Source organism: Silicimonas algicola (assembly GCF_003148765.1).
Classification (GTDB): Bacteria; Pseudomonadota; Alphaproteobacteria; order Rhodobacterales; family Rhodobacteraceae; genus Silicimonas; species Silicimonas algicola.
Genome location: NZ_QGGV01000002.1, coordinates 18,923 through 39,975, shown reverse-complemented (window position 1 = coordinate 39,975; position 21,053 = coordinate 18,923). Strand labels below are relative to the sequence as shown.

20 protein-coding genes are annotated in these 21,053 nt (G+C 67.7%); 7 read left to right on the top strand and 13 right to left on the bottom strand.

Going from position 1 to position 21,053, the window contains the following annotated elements; translation table 11 throughout:
• The first annotated feature begins 7 nt into the window (after positions 1-7).
• The 5 genes from C8D95_RS04640 to C8D95_RS04620 are packed head-to-tail and all read left to right on the top strand — an operon-like array spanning position 8 to position 4,521.
• Positions 8-988: a tagatose kinase gene (locus tag C8D95_RS04640; protein WP_206508314.1), complete on the top strand. Its 981-nt coding sequence runs from the start codon at positions 8-10 to the stop codon at positions 986-988.
• The gene (locus C8D95_RS04635) at positions 985-2,253 is read left to right on the top strand and encodes a D-tagatose-bisphosphate aldolase, class II, non-catalytic subunit (RefSeq protein ID WP_109758012.1); all 1,269 of its coding nucleotides are present in this window, start codon (positions 985-987) and stop codon (positions 2,251-2,253) included. The genes C8D95_RS04640 and C8D95_RS04635 overlap by 4 nt, the downstream gene beginning before the upstream one ends.
• A 14-nt stretch (positions 2,254-2,267) precedes the next feature.
• Positions 2,268-3,026, top strand: coding sequence for an SDR family NAD(P)-dependent oxidoreductase (locus C8D95_RS04630; RefSeq protein ID WP_109758011.1), 759 nt, complete (start codon positions 2,268-2,270; stop codon positions 3,024-3,026).
• 21 nt (positions 3,027-3,047) lie between these two features.
• A complete protein-coding gene (locus C8D95_RS04625) occupies positions 3,048-3,779 on the top strand; it encodes an SDR family oxidoreductase (RefSeq protein ID WP_109758010.1) in 732 nt (243 codons plus the stop codon).
• 10 nt (positions 3,780-3,789) lie between these two features.
• Positions 3,790-4,521 carry a GolD/DthD family dehydrogenase gene (locus C8D95_RS04620; protein ID WP_109758009.1) on the top strand — a complete coding sequence of 244 codons (732 nt, stop codon included), beginning with the start codon at positions 3,790-3,792 and terminating at the stop codon, positions 4,519-4,521.
• On the opposite strand, the gene C8D95_RS04615 is transcribed toward C8D95_RS04620, so the two are convergent.
• From C8D95_RS04615 to C8D95_RS04605, 3 genes are all read right to left on the bottom strand, one after another.
• Complete coding sequence (locus C8D95_RS04615) at positions 4,518-5,297, bottom strand: TIM barrel protein (protein ID WP_109758008.1); 780 nt, start codon at positions 5,295-5,297, stop codon at positions 4,518-4,520. The two genes, C8D95_RS04620 and C8D95_RS04615, sit on opposite strands and share 4 nt — an antisense overlap.
• A 13-nt stretch (positions 5,298-5,310) precedes the next feature.
• On the bottom strand, positions 5,311-6,315 hold the full coding sequence (locus C8D95_RS04610; protein ID WP_109758007.1) for a Gfo/Idh/MocA family oxidoreductase: 1,005 nt from the start codon (positions 6,313-6,315) through the stop codon (positions 5,311-5,313).
• A gap of 103 nt (positions 6,316-6,418) precedes the next feature.
• On the bottom strand, positions 6,419-7,306 hold the full coding sequence (locus C8D95_RS04605) for an NAD(P)-dependent oxidoreductase (RefSeq protein ID WP_109758006.1): 888 nt from the start codon (positions 7,304-7,306) through the stop codon (positions 6,419-6,421).
• A gap of 89 nt (positions 7,307-7,395) precedes the next feature.
• Here C8D95_RS04605 and C8D95_RS04600 point away from each other — a divergent pair, with 89 nt between their 5' ends.
• Complete coding sequence (locus C8D95_RS04600) at positions 7,396-8,337, top strand: LysR family transcriptional regulator (RefSeq protein ID WP_109758005.1); 942 nt, start codon at positions 7,396-7,398, stop codon at positions 8,335-8,337.
• Here C8D95_RS04600 and C8D95_RS04595 read toward each other — a convergent pair.
• The 9 genes from C8D95_RS04595 to C8D95_RS04555 all read right to left on the bottom strand — a co-directional run bounded on the left by C8D95_RS04595 (position 8,303) and on the right by C8D95_RS04555 (position 18,808).
• A complete protein-coding gene (locus tag C8D95_RS04595; protein ID WP_109758004.1) occupies positions 8,303-9,292 on the bottom strand; it encodes an NAD(P)-dependent oxidoreductase in 990 nt (329 codons plus the stop codon). The genes C8D95_RS04600 and C8D95_RS04595 overlap by 35 nt on opposite strands.
• Positions 9,289-10,971: a thiamine pyrophosphate-binding protein gene (locus C8D95_RS04590; RefSeq protein ID WP_109758003.1), complete on the bottom strand. Its 1,683-nt coding sequence runs from the start codon at positions 10,969-10,971 to the stop codon at positions 9,289-9,291. Before C8D95_RS04590 ends, C8D95_RS04595 begins: the two co-directional genes overlap by 4 nt.
• A gap of 16 nt (positions 10,972-10,987) precedes the next feature.
• Positions 10,988-11,197 carry a hypothetical protein gene (locus C8D95_RS04585; protein WP_109758002.1) on the bottom strand — a complete coding sequence of 70 codons (210 nt, stop codon included), beginning with the start codon at positions 11,195-11,197 and terminating at the stop codon, positions 10,988-10,990.
• A gap of 33 nt (positions 11,198-11,230) precedes the next feature.
• Positions 11,231-12,343: a 4-oxalomesaconate tautomerase gene (locus C8D95_RS04580; protein WP_109758001.1), complete on the bottom strand. Its 1,113-nt coding sequence runs from the start codon at positions 12,341-12,343 to the stop codon at positions 11,231-11,233.
• A 7-nt stretch (positions 12,344-12,350) separates the two neighbouring features.
• Positions 12,351-14,342, bottom strand: a complete 1,992-nt coding sequence (locus C8D95_RS04575) for a tripartite tricarboxylate transporter permease (protein ID WP_420902672.1) — start codon at positions 14,340-14,342, stop codon at positions 12,351-12,353.
• A gap of 97 nt (positions 14,343-14,439) precedes the next feature.
• Positions 14,440-15,519, bottom strand: a complete 1,080-nt coding sequence (locus C8D95_RS04570; protein ID WP_109757999.1) for a type 2 periplasmic-binding domain-containing protein — start codon at positions 15,517-15,519, stop codon at positions 14,440-14,442.
• A 163-nt stretch (positions 15,520-15,682) separates the two neighbouring features.
• Positions 15,683-16,768, bottom strand: coding sequence for a tricarballylate utilization 4Fe-4S protein TcuB (tcuB, locus tag C8D95_RS04565; RefSeq protein WP_109757998.1), 1,086 nt, complete (start codon positions 16,766-16,768; stop codon positions 15,683-15,685).
• On the bottom strand, positions 16,758-18,149 hold the full coding sequence (tcuA, locus tag C8D95_RS04560) for an FAD-dependent tricarballylate dehydrogenase TcuA (protein ID WP_109757997.1): 1,392 nt from the start codon (positions 18,147-18,149) through the stop codon (positions 16,758-16,760). The genes tcuB and tcuA overlap by 11 nt, the downstream gene beginning before the upstream one ends.
• Complete coding sequence (locus C8D95_RS04555) at positions 18,146-18,808, bottom strand: GntR family transcriptional regulator (RefSeq protein WP_206508316.1); 663 nt, start codon at positions 18,806-18,808, stop codon at positions 18,146-18,148. Before C8D95_RS04555 ends, tcuA begins: the two co-directional genes overlap by 4 nt.
• Positions 18,809-18,883: 75 nt before the next feature.
• Between C8D95_RS04555 and C8D95_RS04550 the strand changes: the two genes are divergently transcribed.
• Positions 18,884-19,957 (top strand): AbrB family transcriptional regulator, encoded by a 1,074-nt coding sequence (locus tag C8D95_RS04550; RefSeq protein ID WP_109757996.1) that lies wholly within the window; start codon positions 18,884-18,886, stop codon positions 19,955-19,957.
• Here the strand turns inward: C8D95_RS04550 and C8D95_RS04545 are convergent.
• Entirely contained in the window at positions 19,954-20,982 is a 1,029-nt protein-coding gene (locus C8D95_RS04545; protein WP_109757995.1) for a LacI family DNA-binding transcriptional regulator, read from the bottom strand. The two genes, C8D95_RS04550 and C8D95_RS04545, sit on opposite strands and share 4 nt — an antisense overlap.
• Positions 20,983-21,053: the final 71 nt, after the last annotated feature.

Genomic DNA, 21,053 nt, shown 5'->3' with positions numbered 1-21,053 from the left:
CGCTGAGGTGACGCGACCTGCCCTGGCCCCCGACGATCTGGGCCCCACGATCTGCGTGGGCGAGATCCTCGTCGAGATCGTCGCCACCACGGTCGGCGACGGCTTCACCGAGGCACAACCGCTCGTCGGCCCCTACCCCTCGGGCGCTCCCGCCATCTTCATCGACCAGTGCGGCCGGATCGGCGGGGCGGCGGCGATGATAGGTGCGGTCGGCGACGACGACTTCGGCCGGGCGAACCTCGACCGGCTGAGGCGCGACGGCGTCGACGTCTCGGGCGTCGCCGTCGACCCGGACTGGCCCACGGGCAGCGCCTTCGTTCGCTACCGCGCCGACGCCTCGCGCGACTTCGTCTACAACATCGCGACCTCCGCCGCCGCCCGCTTTGGCTGGACCGAAGCCGTCGCGGCGGTGGCAGGACGCGCAGGCCACCTGCACGTCATGGGCTCGGCCCTTTCGATGCCCGGCGCCTGGCCGGTGATCGAGAAGGCCTTGGTGTCCGTGCGCCTGCGCGGCGGAACGCTGTCACTCGACCCGAACCTGCGCAAGGAACTGAAGTACGACACCGAGACCGAGACGCGCTTCGACCGGCTCGTCGGTCAGGCCGACCTGCTTCTTCCCTCCGGCGAGGAGCTGGAGCGCGCCGCCGGTGTCGAGGGCGAAGCCGCCGCCGTGGCGCGTCTTTTCGAGCGCGGCGCGAAGGAGATCGTGCTCAAGCGCGGCGCTGAGGGCGCGACCTGCTTCCAGCCCGATGGCACCCGAACCGACGCGCCCGCCTTCGCTGTAAAGGAACTGGACCCCACGGGCGCAGGCGACTGCTTCGGCGGAGCCTACGTCGCCTGCCGCCGTCTGGGGATGACGGTGGAGGAGGCACTGACCTATGGCTGCGCCGCGGGCGCGCGCAACGTGACCGTCCGCGGCCCGATGGAGGGCGCGGGAACCCGCGCCGAGCTTGACGCCTTCATCCGCAACACGGCGAGGCGCGGATGACCCGACTTGCGCTGGACGATCTGGCCAAGCTCCGCCGCGGCGGCACGCCGCGCGGGCTCACCTCGGTCTGCTCGGCGCATCCTGTCGTCCTGCGAGCCGCGCTCAGACACGGCGCGGCGACCGGCAGCACCGTCCTGATCGAGGCGACCTGCAACCAGGTGAACCACCGGGGCGGCTACACCGGCATGACGCCCGCCGACTTCGCCGCCCTCGTCCATAGTATCGCGGATGAGGAAGGCTGCACGCCTGACGCGATCATCCTTGGCGGCGACCACCTCGGCCCCAATCCCTGGCGCGACAGACCCGCCGAGGAGGCGATGGAAGAAGCCGAAGCAATGGTCGCGGCCTTCGTCGCGGCGGGCTTCCGCAAGATCCACCTCGACGCCTCCATGGGCTGCGCGGGCGAGCCTCCGGCGCTCGACGACGCGATCACGGCGCGCCGCGCCGTGCGGTTGGCAGGGGTCGCCGAACGGGTCGGTCAGGGGACGGGCATCCACCCCCGCTACATCATCGGCACCGAGGTTCCCCCGCCGGGCGGCGCCGACCACGCTCTGGACTCCATCCCGCCGACCGATCCTGTCGCGGCCCGCGAGACGGTCGCCGTCCACCGCCGGGCCTTCGCCGAGGCGGGACTGTCGGACGCCTTCGGCCGCGTCATCGGCCTCGTCGTGCAGCCGGGGGTCGAGTTCGGCAACCACAACGTCATCCCCTACGCCCCTGAAAAGGCGCGCGATCTGGTTCGCGTCCTTGACGACGAACCCGCACTGGTCTTCGAGGCGCATTCGACCGACTACCAGGGCGAGACCCCTCTCTCGGCGCTCGTCCACGATGGCTTCGCGATCCTCAAGGTCGGTCCCGAACTGACCTTCGTCCTGCGCGAGGCGCTCTACGCGCTCGACCTCATCGCCTCGGACCTGGTGCCGGACTACGGCGATCGGCCCCTGATGCGCGAGATGGAGCGGCTGATGCGGGCCTCGCCCGGCTACTGGAGCAGCCACGCCTCGGGCGACGCCGCGACCGACTTCGTGATGCGCCACTACTCGCTCTCGGACCGCATCCGCTACTACTGGACGCACGACGCAGCCAAACACGCCGTCGACCGTCTGGTCGCTGCCCTGAAGGGCCGGGACGTCCCCCTCCCACTCCTCTGGCAACACATGCCCGCCGCCGCCGACCTCGCCGGACGCCCCCTCGATCCCGAGGAGGTGCTGGTGCGGCGCGTTACAGAAACCCTCGCGGCCTATCACGCCGCCTGCACACCCTGAACGGAAGGACGCCCATGTCACTCGACCAGTTTCGCCTCGACGGAAAGGTGGCCCTCGTCACCGGCGGCAACCGGGGCATCGGCCTCGCCATCTCGCGCCTCTTCGGCAAGGCGGGGGCGCAGGTGATGGTCAATGGCCGCACCCGCAACGCCTTCGTGGACGAGCTTTGCGCCTCGGACGCCTATGGCTGGAGCCAGGGCGACGTGACCGACCCGGCGACCCCGGACCGGATCGTGGAGGAGACACTCGACCGCTTCGGCCGCATCGACATCCTCGTGAACAACGCGGGCATTGCGGACAACGGCGACTTCCACGACTTCGGCGACGACCGCCTGGCCGCGATCACCGACACCAACTTCATCGCCCCGTTCCGCATCGCCCGCGCCGCGGTGAAGCAGATGCTGACGCAGGGTGGCGGCGCGATCCTGAACATCGGCTCGATCTCGGCCGAGGTCGCGAACCAGCCCCAGCTTCAGGTCGCCTACAACGCTTCCAAGGCCGCCGTTCACCAGATGACGAAGGTCATGGCCTTCGAATACGCCGCGCGCGGCATCCGCGTGAACGCGCTTGCCCCCGGTTATGTCGTCAGCGACATGACGGCGGGCGGCATCGCGAACGAGGCCTGGAACAAGGTCTGGACCGAGAACACGCCCATGCGCCGCTTCGGCCAGCCCGAGGAGATGGCGAACTGCGCCCTCTTCCTCTGTTCGCCCGCGTCGAGCTACGTCACCGGTTCGGTCCTCGTGGCCGACGGCGGCTACCTGACCCACTGATTTCCGAGGGAGACTACGGATATGGCTGAGAAACTGACAGGCAAGGTCGCCGCGATCACCGGCGGTGCCTCGGGCATCGGGCTCGCGACCGCCGAGGCGCTTCTGGCCGAGGGAGCGACCGTGGTGCTGGTCGACCGCGACGAGGCGGCGATGGAGAGGATCTGCGACCGCCTTGGGCCGAACGCGAAGGCGCTTCGGATCGACCTCCTCGATCCCGAAAGCTGCAACACCCTTCTGTCGGGCGTCCTCGACACCGCCGGCCGCCTCGACATCCTGCACGCCAACGCCGGCACCTACATCGGCGGCGACCTGACCGAGGTCGAGGATCCCGCCGCCATCGACCGGATGCTGAACCTCAACGTCAACGCGGTGATGAAGAACGTCCACAACGTCATCCCCCACATGATAGAGCGAGGCTCGGGTGACATCGTCATCACCTCGTCCGTCGCCGGCCATTTCCCCGTGCCGTGGGAGCCGGTCTATTCCGCTTCGAAGTGGGCCATGACCTGCTTCGTCCAGACCATGCGGCGGCAGTTGAACAAGAAGGGCATCCGCGTCGGTTCCGTCTCGCCCGGTCCCGTCATCAGCGCACTTCTCGCCGACTGGCCCGAGGAGAACCTGCGGAAAGCGAAGGAAAGCGGCAGCCTGATCGAACCGTCGGAGGTTGCCGAGGCGGTTGTCTTCATGCTGACGCGGAACCGTAACGTCACGATCCGCGACGTGGTCGTCCTCCCCACCAACTTCGACATCTGAGGGACGCGCGATGGCCGACTTCACCGGACGCTCCGTCCTTCTCACCGGCGCCGCGGGCGGCATCGGCCACGCGATGGCCAAGGCCTTCGCCGAAGCCGGCGCGCGCCTCGCGCTCGTCGACAAGGAAGACGCCTCGGACCTCGCCGCCAGCCTGCCCGGCGAGCATCGAGCCTGGACGCTGGACCTGACCAAGCCCGAGGCCATCGACGCCGTTGTGGCCGAGATCGGCGAGGCCATGGGCATCGATTGCCTCATCAACAACGCAGGCCTCGGGATCGTCGCCCCCGCCGAGGAACAGTCGATCCGCGACTGGGACCTGACCCACCTCATCAACCTGCGCGCGCCCTGGCTCGTTTCCGTCGCCGGATTGCCGTACCTCAAGGCGTCGGGACGGGGCCGGATCGTCAACATCGCTTCGCAAGCGGGCATGGTCGCCATCGCCGAGCACGCCGCCTATGGCTCCAGCAAGGCGGGACTGATCGGGCTGACGAAGGTACTGGCGCTGGAATGGGCACGCCACGGCATCACCGTGAACGCCATCTCGCCCACGGTGGTCGAGACGCCGATGGCGCTGGTCGGATGGGCTGGCGAGAAGGGCGAGCGCGCCAAGGCCGAGATCCCCGTTGGCCGCTTCGCCAAACCGCGCGAGATCGCGGCGGCGGCGATGTATCTCTGCTCAGAGGACGCGGGCATCGTGACCGGCGAGAACCTGGTCACCGACGGCGGCTACACCATCCGCTAGAGTGTGAAGGCCGCGCGGAACGCCTCGAGCGCGGCCTCGTCGTCACCTTTAGCGAAGGCCTCCATCCCCACTGGCCCGCGATAGCCCATGTCGGCCAGAGCCCGCGCGACGGCGGCGTAGTTGATCTCGCCCGTCCCCGGCTCGCAACGGCCCGGATTGTCGGCCACCTGAACCTCGCCGATCCACGGCAGGCACTTCTCGCACCAGCGGATAAGGTCGCCCTCGCCGATCTGCGTATGGTAGAGATCGAGGTTGATCCGCAGCGAGGGGCGGTCGACGGCCGAGACGAGCGCCAGAACAGCGGCGGTCGATCCGAATGGGCAGCCCGGATGGTCGAGAAGGTTCAGGTTCTCGAGCGTGAAGGTGACGCCCATCTCGTCGCCAAGATCGGCGATCCGGTTCAGCGTGTCCCGCGCCTTCAGCCACATCGGCCCCGTCTCGACCTCGTGCTGGCGGATCGGGATGCCGCCGTCGCCCAGGCCCGTGCCGTGCAGGTTCAGGCGGTGAACGCCGAGCCGCCGGCCGACCTTCGCCGTCTCGCGCGCCGAGGCAAGGAGGAGGTCCGCGCCCTCGTCGTCGGCGAGCCGCCCTTCAAGATAGCCGTTCATGATGGTGAAGGTGGCGCCGGTCCTCTCCAGTGCGGCAAGGTCGTGGTCCGGCCAGTTCCAGAGACCGACGCCGAAACCCATCTCGGTCAGGCGCGACGCCCGCCAGTCGATCGGGCGGTCACGCCACAGCATCTCGGCGCAGGCGGCAAGCTGGAAGGGCTGGGTCATCGGAGCTCCCGGGTCAGGCGTAGAAAGCGGGGCGGTCGATCATTCGGACCGGTTCGGTGTTGCCGGTGGCAAGGGCCTTCACGCCCGTCTCGGCCACGAGGGCCGCAGCATAGCCATCCCAGGCAGACGCGGCGATGTCGGGGAACCGCCCCGTCTCGACGAAGCGCAGGAAGGCACGGTTCTGACGGCGATAGGCCTCGGCATAGCGTCCGCGCCAGTCGGCGTCATAGCGGCTGCTGTTGGACAGGGCGCTGTCCAGCCGCGAGTGCAGGACCGGCGCCATCGAGACGCTGCCAGCCTCGCCCACCAGCTCTCCCCGCACGTCGTAGCCGTAGGCGGCATTGTTGTTGATCTCGATATTCACGAGTTGCCCGCCGGTCGTCCGCAAAACCATGACCACGGGCGCCACCCTGTCGTCCGAGCGCGTGGGCTGCGCGGCCCAGATCGAGGCGTATTCGGCCCCGAGCACATGGCGCGCCACGTCGAACTCATGCGGCGCGGAATTGGTGATCGCCATGGCGCCGGTGAAATCCGCATTCGGCGTCGCCACGTTGCGGTGAAAGTTGTGCATCATCAAGGCACGGCCGAGGATGCCTTCGTCCAGCGCCGCCTTCATCTCGACGTAGCTCTGGTCGAAGCGCCGCATGAAGCCGACCTGCACAAGCCGCGTGCCAGAGGCCTGCTCGGCCTCCATCACCCGCAGGCAGTCATCCGACGAGGCCGAAAGCGGCTTTTCGCACATCACCGGCTTGCCCGCCCGAATGCAGGAGATCGAGAGATCGGCATGGGTCGCGTCGGGACTCGCCACGATCACGGCGTCCACGTCGTCGCGAGCGATCACCGCCCCGGGATCGGTCGCCGTGTCCACCGCGCCCAAGGTCTCGGCCACACCCCGCGCCCGCGCCCCGTCCATGTCGCAAACCACCTGAAGGCAGGCGCCCGGCAGATCCTCGGCCACGATGCGCGCATGATCCGCGCCCATGATCCCGGCCCCGATGACGGCGATGCGAACGGTCATTGCGTCCTCCCTTGTCTGCGCTTCCTCTAGGAGGGACGGCGGCCGTCAGGCAATGGGCCGTGAGACGGGCGGCACATTTCGTCTCATTTCCTGTCGCGGAGGATCAGAGGCGGGCCAGAAGGAGGTCCGACCGAGCCGACAGCTCGTCCTCGCCCGGATCGGCGCGCAACTCACCGATGCGCTGCTCCCACTCCGCCGTGGCCGCCGCCATAGCGCCGCCGAGGCCCAGTTCCTCAACCGTGCGCGCCACCTCGCGCAGTTCCGCTGCGCGACGGATGCCGTGGACCATCATGCGCTCGAGGTTGTAGGCTCCCCGCTCTCGCCAGGCGATGTCGGGGTCGGACGCCTCGAGCGAGGCGATGACCTCCGCATCCACCCCCGCGCGACGTGCCGAGAGGAAGCACTCGGCGACCAGCGCTTCCATCCCCTTGATCATCACCGAGCGCAGCATCTTGATCGACGAGGCCCGCCCCACGTCGTCGCCCGCGATCCTGGGCTTCATGTCGAGCGCCAGAAGCACCGCTTCCCCGGCCTCGGCATGGGGACCGGCAATGAGGAGCGGGACGTGGTGCCGCTTGGGATAGACCGGCGCCATCACCGCGACATCGACATAGCGCCCGCCCGCCGCCTGGATCACTTCCGCCGCCCGGCGCTTGGTGCCCGGCGCGCAGGAATTGCAATCGAACCAGAGCGTTCCGGGCTGAAGCGAAGGCGCCGCCGCCTCGGCCGCCGCCAGCGCCTGATCGGCCGTCACGACGCAGAACACCACGCTCGCCCCGTCGAGCGCCGCGCCGGGTGAGACGACCCCGGCGACCGAATGCTCGGCATAGCGGTCGGCCATCGCTTCGCGGGTGGTGTCGTTGTCCGTCTTGACGTCGTAGGCACGGACATCCTGCGGCCGCTCTCCTCCCCAGCCCGACAGGAAGGCGGTCGCGGCTTCGCCGAAGCCGATGAAGGTCACGCCCGTGGGCCGGTTGGCGGGTGCGGTCATCGAAGGGTCTCCTTGGTCCTGGGAACACTGGCCCTTGCGGACCGGGCGGGGGTCGTTAGCCTTCGCGGGCGGACAGCGGAGCGGGACGGATGCGTGTCGACTATCTCGGGCTCGAGGCCTTCGTGGCCATCGCCGACTTCGGCTCGTTCCAGCGCGCCGCCGAGGCCCTGTCGCTGTCGCAGGCCGCACTCAGCCACCGCCTGAAGAAGATCGAGGAAGACCTTGGCGGGCCTCTCCTTATCCGTTCCAGCCGCGAAGTTTCTCTGACTGCCCTTGGGCAAAGCCTCTTGCCGGACGCGCGGCGGCTCCTGAAGGAGCTTCTGGACGCCTACGCCTCGGTCCGCGCCGGTGCGCGCCGGAGTGCGAGGTGGATGTCCTTCGCCTGCCTGCCATCCATCGCCAACTCGCTTCTGCCCGCCGTGCTGGCGGACCTCGTGCGCGAACGGCCCGAGATCGCCTTCGAGGTGCTCGACATTCCCGTCTCGCGGATCGCCGCCGCGGTCCGCGAGGGGAAGGTCGAGTTCGGCGTCACCATCGTGTCGGCCGAACAGTCCGACCTCCGCGTCCGCGCGCTGGCCGAGGAGGACTATGTCCTGTTCCTGCCGCTCGATCATCCGCTGGCGGAACAGGGCTATGTCACCCTGCCGGACCTGCGTGCCCTGCCGATCGTGGGGCTGTCGTCGCATTCGCGGAACCGGCAGCTTCTCGACATGGCGTTCGGACAGCTCCGCGACCACATGAGCTGGCGGATCGAGGTCCAGACCGCGCCGGTCGCGCTGCGCATCGCGGCCGAAGGGGCGGCCGCGACGATCCAGCCACGCTCGGCCCTCAGAATGGCGCCCGACAGCCTTGTGGCGTTGCCCTTCAAGGACGTGAAGTTGTCGCGCACGCTCGGCGTCGTCTCGCGCCGGGGCGTGCCCCTGTCGGACGTGGCCGTTGAGACGCTCAGGCGGATCGAAGAGGAGTTCGAGCGGAATTTCGGCACCCCTCCCGAGATCAGGATCGGCCGGACGCCAGGACATCCGGATTGATCGCATGGGTCGCCTCGCCTTTTGCGAAGGCGTTCACGATGGCGAAGATGTCGGAGAATTGGCGGTCGAGTTCCTCGGCCGTGACGAAGCCCACGTGAGGCGTGGGCACGACGCGGGGATGCGACAGAAGCGGATCGTCTGGGTCGGTCACCGGCTCGGCGTCGAAGACGTCGAGCATCGCCCGGCCCGGTCGGCCCGCATCGAGTGCCGCGAGAAGCGCGCCCGGTGCGATCAGACCCGCGCGTGAGGTGTTCACGAGAACGGCGTCGGGCTTCATCGCCATCAGGTCGGCCTGCGCGATCTCGCCCTTCGTCGCGGGCAGGAGGCGCTTGTGGATCGTCACCGCGTCGACATCGGCGAAGAACGCCTCGCGGGTGGCCGCGACCGGCGCACCGTCCAGCGCGGCCGTCGCCCGTCCGGCGTCGGAGGCCCAGAACACGACCTCCATCCCGAAGGCCCGTGCATAGTCCGCGACGGCCTTGCCGATCGCGCCGTAGCCGTAGACGCCAAGGCGCTTGCCCTTCACCGTCCGGCCAAGCGGCGCATCCGCCTGCCACGCACCCGCGCGCGCCGAGGCGATCTGCTCGGGCAGGTAGCGCAGGCCCGAGAGGATCAGCGCGAAAGTCAGTTCGGCGGTCGAGACCGACGGCCCGTCCTTCGCCATGTTCGAGGCGAAGAGGATACCGGCCTTCGACAATGCCTCGACGTCGACGTGGCTGTGCTGGCCGCGCATGGCGATCAGGCGCGGACCGCTCAGCTTTGCGGCGAGGGTCGGAGTGATGGCCGTCCGATCCCGGAACAGGACGACGGCCTCGGCATCGGACAGGCGCTCGGCCAGCGCGTCCTCGTCCGGCGCGCGGTCGGTCCAGACCTTGACATCGTGTCCGTCGAGCAGGCGGAAGGCCGGCAGCGTGCGGATGTGGTCGTACCAGTCGTCGAGGATATGGACCTTCACAGCAGACCCTCCAGGCTGACGGGCCGGGCGATGCCCTTGTGGCCCTTGGGATGCGCCCGCTGGATCACGGGCGATACGACCTTGTCGGACACCGGGAAGTCCCAGACCGCCGCTCCGCCCGTCCTCGCGAACTTCTCGACGAGGCGCGGCAGCTCGGACAGGTCCGTGACCCGCTCGCCGCCCACCCCGAAGCCGCGCGCGATGGCGGCAAGGTCGGTGCGCCCGAAGACCGCGCCGTCGTCCGGCAGCCCTTCGTCGCGCAGTTTGTGGATCTCGGATCCGTAGGCGCCATCGTTCAGGGCGCAGATGAGGACGTTCATGCCGTGCCGCCGGATCGTCTCGAGCTCCTGCACATGCATCAGGAGGGAGCCGTCGCCGTCGAACAGCACGACGGTATCGCCGGGCCGCGCGGCTGCGACGCCCATGGCATAGGAGATGCCGTTGCCGATGGCGCCGAACTCGCGGATCGTCAGGAAGGTCTCGTGCGGCCGGTCCATGTGGGCGAAGAAGAAGGAACAATGCCCAGAGGAATTGACCATCTGCCAGTCGGCCGGAAGCGCCGCGTCGAGGGCCGCGACCACGTCGCGCGGGTCGTGCAGGCCGGGGTCGGTCGCGAACTCCATCGTGTCGGAGGGGGCCTCGGCGATGGCCTGCGCCAGGCGGTCGGAGCGCCAGCCTTTCGAGGCAGGAACCGTCTGCGCCAGCGCCTCGGCGGCGAGGCGCGCGTCGGCGCGAAGGTGATGGTCGGCGGCCACCCGGCCCTGCGACATGCTGCGCGGTTCGATGTCGACCTGAAGGATGCGCGCCCTGGGGAAAAGCTTGCCCTTGTCGAGGTTGTGCTGCGTCAGACGGCAGCCGAGCGCGACGACCAGGTCGGCTTCGGCGAAAAGTGCGCGGGCGAGCGTGGTCGAGAACCCGCCGGCGATCCCGACCGAGAAAGCGTCGCCGTGGAAGAGCCCGCGCGCGGGCAGCGTCGTGGCCAGCAGGGCTCCGGTCTTTCCGGCCAGGGCTTTGGCGGCGTCTCCCGCGTTCGAGGCAATGGCGCCGAGACCGCCCATGACGACGATTTTTCTCGCTTTTCCAATCAGCTCGGCGGCGTTCCGGAGATCCTCCGGGTTAGGGGGAATGGCTGAGGGCCTCGGCAGGACGTCCTTCGACGGCTGCGGAAGGTCGGGCGCCGTATCGAGCATCCTGGCCTGAAGGTCGAACGGCACGCCAAGGACCACGGGTCGGCGCATCTCCTTCGCCTCGACGAAGGCATCGCGGACCGCCTCGGCCATGCGGGGAACGTGGTGCAGCGCGTGATAGGACGCACCTGTCGCGCGGACGAAGGGGGCCTGGTCGATGTCCTGGTTGTACCACGCCGCCCTGAGAGGAGCCTCGCCCGCGAAGATGACGAGGGGGATGCCCGCGCGAACAGCCGCCGGAAGCGCCGTCATCACCTGCGTCAGCCCCGGTCCGCAGGTCACGGTGGCGACGCCCACTTTCCCGGACTTCCGGGCATAGGCGGTGGCGGCAGCAACGGCACAATGCTCGTGCCGGACATAGACCATGCCCACGCCGCGCGCGGCCAGCGCCGTCGCCCAGTTCATGTTCGCGTCGCCCAGAAGCGCAAAGCATGTCGCCACCTCCTCGGCGACGAAGGCTTGGGCGAGGTGCTCGTAGACGTGCGTGGTCATCTGATGTCCTGAGGCCTCAGCCGGGATTGCGCGAGGTCGGGACGAATTCCGGCTGCGCCAGTTCGCGGCGCGCGCGTTCCAGCCGTCGGCGACAGTCGAGAAGGTGATTGAACTGCGCGTCGCACCCCGAGATGGGGGTGGGATAGGACGAGATGGTCGAGGCGATCTCGCGCTGGGCCTCGGTCAGGGCTTCGGCGGCGCGGTCGAGAGGGGACAGTCCGGTCATAGGGAATCCTCCGTTTGTATACCTCGGTATACATCAACCGTTTCGTCGGCGGAAGCCACCCCAGACGGATGCAGGAACAAGGACCTCGCCACGCGCCAGAAGCCGCGCCGTCCGCACGACACCGGCCGAACGCACGTCGATCCCGCCCTCGTTCCGCGCGAAGTCCACGACGACCTCGAAGACACCCGCCGGATGCTCGACGCCGACCGTCAGCGGAGATCCCGCCCCTTCGACACCTTCGGTCAGGCCGTCGGCCACAGTTCCGGGCAGGATGGCGCAGGCGGCAAGGCACTGGGCTCCCGTCACGGCCATCGAGGGGTGGCAGGTCCAGGGCATGAAGTAACGCGCCGAGACGGTGCCGCCGTTGCGCGGACGGGACAGGACGGCGATCTTGGGCGTCACGGATTTTGCGACGTCCCCAAGCCCCATCAACTCACCCGCCTTGAGGCGCATCGCCTCGGCACGCGCGAAAAAGGCCTTGTTCTCGTCGAGGTCCTTCTGTGTCTCGTATCCTGTCAGCCCCATGTCCTCGGACCGCGCGATCATGATCGGCATGGCCACGTCCATGCAGGTGACCTCGACCCCGTCGATGGTGTCGCGCAGGTTGCCCGTGGGCAGAAGCGATCCGGTGACCGAGCCGACCGTCTCCATGAATTGAAGTCGCACCGGAGCCGCGGAGCCCGGAACGCCGGCGATCTCGACGTCGCCGTCATAGGACACGCGGCCACCCGGGGTCTGCACGATGGCCTCGACCACCGCGCCGGTGTTGACCGCATGGATGCGCACGGTGGTTTCGCCCTCCCTTGCGGCAACGAGACCCATCTCGATGGCAGCTGGACCGACGCCCACAAGGATGTTGCCGCAGGTCGGCTTGTAGTCGACCTCGCGCTTCTCGACGGCGACCTGGGCGAAGAAATAGTCGACGTCGCAATCGTCGCGTTCGGACAGCGACAGCATCGCGACTTTCGTCGTCACCGCGTTGCCGCCGCCGATGCCGTCGATGTTCAGCGGATGCCCCGCGCCCACGACGGCCATCAGCACCTCGGACAGCGTGTCGCGGTCCTCGGGCAGATCCTCGCGCCGGATGTAGGGCCCGCGCGAGGTGCCGCCCCGCAGGAAGTGATAGGGTATGGCGGTCTGGGTCATGGACGTCTCAGTGAAGGGGCCAGGGAAGATCGACATAGGCCTGCAAAAGACCCGGCGGGAAGTCGCGCCCGAGGATCGAGGCGAGACCCATGATGAAGGCGATGCCGATGGCCGTGGCGACGGCGGCCCGCGTCAGGCCGAACCTCCCCCGAGTGAGGAAAAAGCCCATCATGAAGCCGATCTGCGCAATGATGAGGCCGAAGAGGAAGGTCAGTCCCAGAAGCAGGCCGAACCAGGCGAGCGTCGACCAGAGCCCATGCGGCGCCTCGCCCTCGGCGCCTTCCTCGAGGTCGATGAAGACGTCGTCGGTCTCGGGCGTCCGCCACATGCGGATCAGCAGAAGTACCGCACCCGCCAGCGTGACGAGGCCCACGGTCAGCGGGAACACCTTGTCCTGAAGTCTCGACACGCCGAAGGCGTCGATGACGGAAATCAGAAGGTAGACCGTCACGACGCCGAGGAAGATCGCAGGAGCCATCTTGCTGCCCGTGGGCGCATCGATGTTCTCGCGGATGTTCTTCGAGGCCTTGATGCCGACGACGATGGACACGACCGTCAGGATCAGAAGAACGATGGTGATCGGCGACAGGATATAGTCGAGCCCGTTCTCGAACGACCGCCGGAAGCGCGCGCCCGCGATCTGGAACGCCTGGTTGACGAAGATCTCGGACTGCTGGCTGAGAACGAAGCCGATCAGGAAGGCCGGCCGCGAAAAGTCGAAGCGGCGCAGAAGGATGCCGATGATGCCGATCAGGATGAGCGCCGCGAGATCCAGCGGCGACTGCCGCGACTGGAACGCCGCGAAGGCGATCATCATGAAAAGGTAGGGGGCGAGGATCGTGAAGCGGATCGTCGTCAGCTTCGCGATGTATTTCGAAAGCAAGATGCAGAGGCCGGCGCCGAAGACGTTGGCCAGCGCCAGCGACCAGACGATGGTATAGGTGATGTCGAGGTTGTTCCGCACCATCTGCGGGCCCGGCGACAGGTTCAGAAGGGCGAGGCCTCCGAGGAAGATCGCCATCGAGCCCGAGCCCGGAATGCCGAAGATCAGCGTCGGCACGAGGCCACCGCCCTCCTTCGCGTTGTTCGAGCTTTCCGGCGCGATCACGCCCCGGATGTCGCCCTGCCCGAACATCGAACGGTCCTTGGCCGTCTGCACCGCCGAGCCGTAGGCGATCCAGTCGACGACCGATCCGCCGAGGCCCGGGATGACCCCGACGAGGACCCCGATGACGGCGCAGCGCACCGACAGCCACTTGTTGTCCCACCAATCCTTCACGCCCTGCACCCAGCCGTCGCCCAGGGTTCCGCCCTCGGCGATCGGGCGGTCTTGGCGGAGAAGCGACACGATCTCGGGGACAGCGTAGATTCCGAGGCCCACGATGACGAGTTGAAGACCGTCGACGATGTAGGGGAAGTCATAGGTCGACATCCTCAGGCTTCCGCCCGCGGGCGCCGCGCCGATGGTGCCGGCCATGATGCCGGTGCCCGCAGCGACCACGCCCTTGAGCGGAACCCGCCCGGCAAGGATCGCGACCATCGACATGCCGAGGATGGTGATCATCAGCATCTCGGGCAGGCCGAAGGCCAGGATCAGGGGGCGCGCGATAAGGATGAAGAAGCTGAGGATCACCGCGCCGAAAAGCCCACCGAAGAGCGACGAGGCAAAGGCGGCGGACAGGGCGCGCGCGGCGTGGCCCTGTTTCGCCAGCGGAAAGCCGTCGAGCACGGTCGCCTGGCTGGCCGAGGATCCGGGGATGCCGAGAAGCACGGACGAGAAGGTGTCAGACGTCGGTATGACGGCGATCAGGCCGACCATCAGAGCAAGGCCGGCTACCGGGTCCATGCCGTACATGAAGGGCAGAACCAGCGCGAGGCCGGCGATGCCGCCAAGGCCCGGCAGAACGCCGATCGAGAGGCCGAGAAGAACGCCTCCGAAGAGGTAGGCGAGTTGTACGGGCTGGAAAATGAGGACGAAGGCCTCGACCAATTCGCCCATGGCGACACTGAAATCCACGGCGGCCTCCGACGTTCAGACGGATGTGGTCCCGCCCGGATTGCGGTCCGGGCGGAACGGATCACTTGCGGCTACGGGGTCACTCCATGGTGACGCCGTAGTCCTCCTTCAGCCAGTCGAGAACGTACTGCTTCGCCTCGTCCGAGATGTTGGTCGCCTGCTCGGTCGCTTCCACGGCGGCGGGTCCGACGAGCTGCGGATAGGCACCCAGCACTTCCTCGGCCTTGGCCTGGAAGCCCTCGGCGGACACCACGTCGTTCAGTGCGGCGATATAGGTGTCGACGACCTCTTGCGGGGCCGACTGTGGCAGGAAGATCGTCTTCTGGTTCGCGAAGCCCGCGACGAAGAAGGCCTTCCACGCATCCCAGGCGGTGCCGCTCGTCTCGCAGCCTTCGGTCGCCTCGCAGACCTCCTTGAAGGTCGGCATGTCGGGGAAGGTCGGATCGCGGACGATGGTGCCGGTTTCATCCAGCGCACCCCATGTGAAGATCGGGACCGCAAGGCCGCCGTCGACCAGCGGCTGGACGTTCGCAATGTAGGCGGACGAGGTCTGGTAGTCGATGTTGGCTTCGCCGCGCTCGAACATCAGGCGTCCGTCGCCGCGTCCCTCGACACCGAAGACCGGATCGACCTGGAGGCCGAGCATCTTGAAGGCGAGCAGCGGCACGAGGTCGAGCGTCGTGGCGCCCTGGCTGCCATAGAGATAGATCTCGTCCTTCAGGTCATCCATGTCGCCATCGAAGCGCTCGCCGAGATCGGGCGGAAGATAGACGACGCCGCCGGTCGCCGAGGCGAGGATGGGCGTCCAGTCCTGGTACTGATAGCGCACGCGCGGGTCGCCGAGGAGGTAGGGGAACTTCGTCGAGCCGGAATCGCCGAAGATCAGCAGACCGTCGTTGCTGTCCTGCTCACCCTGGAACCAGTTCGCGCCCTCGGTCGAGCCTGCACCGGGACGATAGCGGACGACCACCGTCGGCGCGCCCGGCAGGGCCTGGCCGATCAGCGGTGCGAAGAAGTTGGCCCACTGGGCCGAGCCGCCGGATTCCGAGAACGGAATGACGTAGTCGATCGTCGCGCCTTCATAGGACTGGGCGCTGGCCGCGAGCCCGCCCGAGACGGTAGCGACGGCGGTAAATGCCGCAACTGCGGTGATTTTCATGCGTTGATCCTCCCTGATCGCACTTGTTCTTTGGACACCGCACGACGAACTTTGCCGCGCACGGAGCCTGTAGGGTCAGCCTGCCCTTGCGACCCCCTGCAATCAAGTGAATTTACGGCGCATTTAGATGAAAAAAACGAATGCGACGTTTCGTATTCCGATCTCAGCTTCGCACTTGTGCGTCCCGTACCAGCGCGGCGAAGCGATAGGCCCCGTGGGCCATCTTCGAATAGGGCGTGAGCAGAAACAGGGTCAGGACGGCGCCGAGGTGAAGCGCCAGAAGCCAGCCCACGGCAGTGGTGCCGGTGGCGGCGTATAGCATGAGACCGCTGAGGCCGGTGAACCCAAGAAGGAGGACGAAGGCCATCTCGCCGCCCCACCGGGCCGTGGCGCCAAGCGCGGGGTCGGCCTTGAGCTTCAGGGCGACGAGGCCGAAGGAGCCGAGCGTCAGGAGGATCCCGCCTGGCACGCCCAGGAGCTTCGGCAGACTGAAAAGGCCGTAGGGCGCGGGCATGTCGAAGACATAGTGCAGGACCGTGGCCGAAGAGGTCGATGCGAAGCACAGAAGGAACCCCCACATCGTCGCCTGATGCGCGTGCCGCCGCGCCTGGCTGTAGCGGTCGCCCTTCTCGAAGTTGCAGCCCTGCCCCTGCCCGCCCGAAAGGTTCGTCATGTTCGCCGTCCGCCGCCCCGCCTCGGCGAAGTGCGACCAGCGGACTGGGCTACCGCCGACCTCGGCCCAATAGCCGCGGATGCCGAAGGTCAGGACAAGGAATGGAAAGAGGAAGGCGGGAGCGAAGATCGCGACCATCGCGGCGTGCGAGAGAAAGGCGTAGAACCCTTCTCCCGCTCCCCCTCCCGCAGCCCGCATGAAGAGGAAGATCGCCGCGATGCCGACGACAAGCGCGCCCGCGATGGCGACGCCCTGGCGCTGGAACAACTCGGCGAAGCCGCCCGGCCAGGCGTGCCTCTCCCAGCTTTCGGCGCGCACGTCGGCGAGGACGGCCGGAATGTTCAGCGCGAAGTCGTGCGGGGGCGTGTACTGGCAGGAGTAGAAGCAGCCCCGGCAGTTATGGCAGAGATTGGCGAGTTGCGTGATGTCGCCGTCCGAGAAGGCCCGCTCGCGGAACATGGCCGGAAAGACGTCGCAGAAGCCCTCGCAATAGCGGCAGGCGTTGCAGATCTCGGCTTGGCGGCGAGCTTCGGCGATGGCGCCCTGCGGCTCAGTCGGGGTCATATCAAGCGACATGGGCTGCGGCCTCCTGGCCCGCGATGCGTCCGAAGACGGTGCCGATCGTCATGCCGAAGCCGGCGAGATAGCCTTCGCCGAGGATCGAGCCCGCCATGATCTCGCCCGCCGCCCAGACGTTCTCCAGCCGCGCGCCGCCCGCCGAGACGCGTGCGGTGCGGTCGACCTTGAGGCCGAGGTAGGTAAACGTCACGCCTGGACGCAGCGAATAGCCATAGAACGGCGGATCGGTGATGGGTCGCGCCCAGTTGGTCTTGGGCGGGGTCAGCCCCTCGGTCGACAGGCCGTCCAGGTCGCCGCCCTTGAACACGCCGGGTCGGCAGGCGGCGTTGAAGGCGTCGACCGTCTCGCGCAGCGCATTCGCGGGGATCCCCATCTTGTCGGCCAATCCCTCCAACGTGTCGGCGGTCTCGGGCGGAAAGACCGAAGGCATGAAGTCCCTCACCGCCTTCGAGTCGATGATCGCGAAGCCCACCTGCTCGGGCTGTGCGGCGACGAGACGGCCCCAGATGGCGTAGCGCTTCGGCCAGACATCCTCGCCCTCGTCGTAGAAGCGCTCGCCGTTCTTGTTGACGACGATCGAGAAGGGCACGCAGTCGAGCCGCGTGACGATCCCGTCGTCGAACTTCGCCGCCCTGCCGTCGATGGCGACGGCGTGGCATTGGGTCGGGTCGCCCACGCTGTCGGCGCCCTGGTCCAGCATGTCGCGCAGGACACGACCCCGGTTGTAGGGCGTGCCCCGGATCAGGAAGTTGCGCGCCGCCGGTCCCCAGGCGTCGGCCAGCCATTCGATGTTGGCCTGAAACCCGCCCGACGCCAGCACCAGCGCCTTCGCCTCGAGCCGCTGCTGGACGCCACCGCGCATGATCTCGAGCCCGGTGAAGCGGCCCTCCTCGACGTCGACGTGGATGACTTCCGTCTCGTAAGCCACCGCGACACCAAGATCTTCCGCCGTGTTGTAGTAGGCGTTCACCAGGGCCTTCCCGCCGCCGAGGAAGAAGGCGTTCGTGCGCGACAGCGACAGCGTGCCCGACAGCGACGGCTGGAATCGGACCCCGTGCGCTTCCATCCAGGGCAGGCACCCCTCGGACATCACGATGGTCATGCGCGCCAGATCCTCGTCGGTCTTGCCCTTGGTGACGAGGATGAGGTCCTTGTAGTATTCCTCTTCGCCGTAGGTGTCGGTCAGGACCGACAGGGGCCCCTTGTGCATGCAGCGGAAGTTGCGGGTATGGCGCGAGTTGCCGCCGCGATAGAATTCGGGCGCGACATCCAGGATCAGGACCTTGCAGCCAGCCTCCGCCGCCTCGATCGCGGCGCAGAGCCCCGCGTTGCCGCCGCCCGCGACGATCACGTCCCAGGTCGTGTCGAGGTCGCTCATGCCGCCGTCTCCAGCCTCAACTGCCGCAGCCGGGCGCGATGCGCCGCCTCGATATGCGCGCGCATCCTAGCCTCCGCCTTCTCGCCGTCGCGTTCAAGTAGCGCCTCGACGACGCCGTCGTGCTCGGCCATTGCTTCGGAGGCGCGGCCGCCCTCTTCCATCGTGGAAGGTCCGAGGATGAGAAGGGTCTTGTTCACGGCCTCGACCGAGCGGACGAGGAAGCGGTTGCGCGCCGCGTTCAGCAGGACCGCATGAAACTGCTTGTTCGACAGGTAGAGCGCCCCGGTGTTCTTCGCCGCGCGCATCTCAACGTTGATCGCGCGCAACTCGTCCAGCTCGACGTCCGATGCCGCGCGGGCCGCGAACCGCGCCGCCGTCCCTTCCAGAACGGCGCGCATTTCGTAAAGCTCGGTGATCTCGCCATAGTCCAGCGTCCGGACCGATGCGCCAAGGCGCGGCTCATGGCTGACGAGGCCTTCGGATTCGAGTTGGCGGATGGCTTCGCGGACCGGAGTGCGGGACGCGCCGAGACGCGCGGCGAGTTCGGTCTCGACCAGCCGGTCGCCGGGGCGGAGCCGCCCCCCGACGATCTCGTCGACAAGCCTGCGATAGAGGTCATGCCCCTGCCGCACGTCGCCCTGGCGGTCTTTTTCGCGCAACTCCGCTCTCCCGTCTTTCCATGCTGGATACAATTGGATACGATAGAATGCAATCAGTGGTTCACGGCCGTCCCCATGCTTCGCAGCCGCCTTGCGCGACGATCCCTCACACTCGCCTCGGCGGTCATCGGAACGCTGGTCTTCTGGCTCCTGTCGCTTCCGCTTCCGTTCCTCTTCGGGCCGATGACGGCGTGCCTTCTCGTGGCCCTCTCGGGCGCCCCGATGGCGGGCTTCGGTCAGTTGTCCGTCGGAATGCGCACCATCCTAGGCGTCGCCATCGGATCGTCCTTCACGCCCGAGATGGTCCACCGCATCCCGCCCATGGCGGCCTCGGTGGCGCTGGTTCCGCTCTATATCGCGATGATCGGGTTGGTGGGGGTGCCGTTTTTCCGCAAGGTCTACAAGTTCGACTGGGCGACCTCATGGTACGCCGCCATGCCGGGCGGGCTTCAGGACATGGTCGTTTTCGGGCAGGAAGCGGGTGGAGACGTGCGCGCCCTGTCCCTGATCCACGCGACCCGCGTTCTCGTCGTCATCACGCTTGCGCCGCTGATCCTTCAGCAGGGCTTCGGTGCGACGATGGACAACCCGATCGGCGCCCCTGCCACCGAGCTGCCGCCGCATGAGCTTGTGCTGATGGTGCTGGCAGCGCTGATCGGCTGGAAGGGCGGCGAACGGATCGGGCTCTTCGGCGCGTCGATCCTGGGACCGATGATCATGACCGCAGCGCTGTCCTTCGCGGGTCTCATCCATTCTCGCCCGCCCGCCGAGGCGATCCTTGCCGCGCAGTTCTTCATCGGCATGGGGATCGGCGTCGGCTATACCGGCGTCACCTGGTACGAGTTGCGCCGCCACGTCGTCGCGGGCCTCGTCTTCGTCGTTCTCGTCGCGATGCTGGCCGCGGCGTTTACCGAGGTCGTCGTCTACCTGGACCTCGCGCCGCCGGTCGACGCCTTCCTCGCCTTCGCGCCGGGCGGACAGGCCGAGATGACGGTGCTGGCGATCATCGCGGGCGCGGACCTGGGATATGTCGTGATGCACCACATCCTGCGCGTCCTTCTCGTCATCACGGGTGCCCCGGTCGCCGCGCGGCTTCTGCGCGTGAAGGATCGGCGCGCGCAGGAAGCCGACGCCGGTCCGGGCGGCTAGATGTTTTCGCGCGTGTAGATTTCGAAGTCGAGGATGACCCGCTGCGCCGGGGCGCCGACGCCGGCTTCCTTCGAGCGGATCAAGCCCTGGATCGTGTCGTGCGCCATGCGCCGGAACGGGTGCGAGATCAGGAAGGTGATCGTCTGGTCCAGAAGTGCGGCCTTCGTCGCCTCGAAGAGATCGTAGCCCACCACGACGATCTTGCCCGACATGTCCGCAGCGCGGAGCGCCGCGACGGCGCCGGTGATCCCCCCGCCCGAGACGTAGAGCCCGACGAGGTCGGGATGTTCGGCCAGCAGCTCCTCGGTCAGTTCGCGGGCGATGCGGCTCGACTCGAAGGTCGAGAGCGGGTCGAGCAAGGTGAACGCCCGGCCGTACTCCCGGAAGTACGAGCGGAAGCCGCTTTCGTTCAGGTCGTGGTTCCGGAAACGGTGGCTGCCGACGAGGATGCCGATCTTGCCAGGATCGCGGCAGATGTGGTCGAACGCCCAGCCCGCGGTGCGCCCGACCTTCCAGGCATCGAGACCGACGAAGCCCACGTTGCAGCGGGCGTTGAGCGGGGTCACGAGACCCGTTACAGGAACGCCTTCCGCCGCCAGCCGGTCGATGGCATCCGCGATCAGGGGGTGGTCGGCGGCGACGACGGCAACAGCGTCGGCGCCCATGCCTTGCGCGATAAGCGTCTCGGCCACCTTGTCGGGCGAGAGGTCTTCCATGAAGCGGACGGAAAGCGACACGTCGCGGCCCTCGACCTCCTGCGCGGCGCGCTTCAGTTCGCTGCCGATCGTCTCATAGAAGGCGCGGCCCGACTGCTGGAGGAAGACGATGAAACGGTCCCGCGGGCGGGTGGCCGAAATCCGGCTCTGGATCGAGCCCACGCCATAGAAGCCGATCTCTTCAGCCGCTTCCAGCACGCGTTGCATGGTTGCCTTGCGAACCTTGCCCGATCCCCCGAGAACCCGGTTGACGGTCGAGACCGAGACGCCCGAAGCAAGGGCGAGGTCGGGAATGGTCGGTCGTGCCAATGGCGCACTCGTGTCATTTCATGTCATCGCGACCCTGTCACCATGACCCGGATGGCATGTTCTGGGCAAGC

What these genes read in the sequence shown, in the direction of transcription:
- C8D95_RS04630 (WP_109758011.1), top strand. Translation starts at nt 2,268, where the DNA reads ATGTCACTCGACCAGTTTCGCCTCGACGGAAAGGTGGCCCTCGTCACC.
- C8D95_RS04635 (WP_109758012.1), top strand. Translation starts at nt 985, where the DNA reads ATGACCCGACTTGCGCTGGACGATCTGGCCAAGCTCCGCCGCGGCGGC.
- C8D95_RS04580 (WP_109758001.1), bottom strand. Translation starts at nt 12,343, where the DNA reads ATGACCCAGACCGCCATACCCTATCACTTCCTGCGGGGCGGCACCTCG.
- C8D95_RS04570 (WP_109757999.1), bottom strand. Translation starts at nt 15,519, where the DNA reads ATGAAAATCACCGCAGTTGCGGCATTTACCGCCGTCGCTACCGTCTCG.
- C8D95_RS04575 (WP_420902672.1), bottom strand. Translation starts at nt 14,342, where the DNA reads ATGGGCGAATTGGTCGAGGCCTTCGTCCTCATTTTCCAGCCCGTACAA.
- C8D95_RS04585 (WP_109758002.1), bottom strand. Translation starts at nt 11,197, where the DNA reads ATGACCGGACTGTCCCCTCTCGACCGCGCCGCCGAAGCCCTGACCGAG.
- C8D95_RS04590 (WP_109758003.1), bottom strand. Translation starts at nt 10,971, where the DNA reads ATGACCACGCACGTCTACGAGCACCTCGCCCAAGCCTTCGTCGCCGAG.
- C8D95_RS04610 (WP_109758007.1), bottom strand. Translation starts at nt 6,315, where the DNA reads ATGACCGTTCGCATCGCCGTCATCGGGGCCGGGATCATGGGCGCGGAT.
- tcuA (WP_109757997.1), bottom strand. Translation starts at nt 18,149, where the DNA reads ATGAGCGACCTCGACACGACCTGGGACGTGATCGTCGCGGGCGGCGGC.
- C8D95_RS04615 (WP_109758008.1), bottom strand. Translation starts at nt 5,297, where the DNA reads ATGACCCAGCCCTTCCAGCTTGCCGCCTGCGCCGAGATGCTGTGGCGT.
- C8D95_RS04625 (WP_109758010.1), top strand. Translation starts at nt 3,048, where the DNA reads ATGGCTGAGAAACTGACAGGCAAGGTCGCCGCGATCACCGGCGGTGCC.
- C8D95_RS04620 (WP_109758009.1), top strand. Translation starts at nt 3,790, where the DNA reads ATGGCCGACTTCACCGGACGCTCCGTCCTTCTCACCGGCGCCGCGGGC.
- tcuB (WP_109757998.1), bottom strand. Translation starts at nt 16,768, where the DNA reads ATGTCGCTTGATATGACCCCGACTGAGCCGCAGGGCGCCATCGCCGAA.
- C8D95_RS04550 (WP_109757996.1), top strand. Translation starts at nt 18,884, where the DNA reads ATGCTTCGCAGCCGCCTTGCGCGACGATCCCTCACACTCGCCTCGGCG.
- C8D95_RS04605 (WP_109758006.1), bottom strand. Translation starts at nt 7,306, where the DNA reads ATGACCGCACCCGCCAACCGGCCCACGGGCGTGACCTTCATCGGCTTC.
- C8D95_RS04600 (WP_109758005.1), top strand. Translation starts at nt 7,396, where the DNA reads ATGCGTGTCGACTATCTCGGGCTCGAGGCCTTCGTGGCCATCGCCGAC.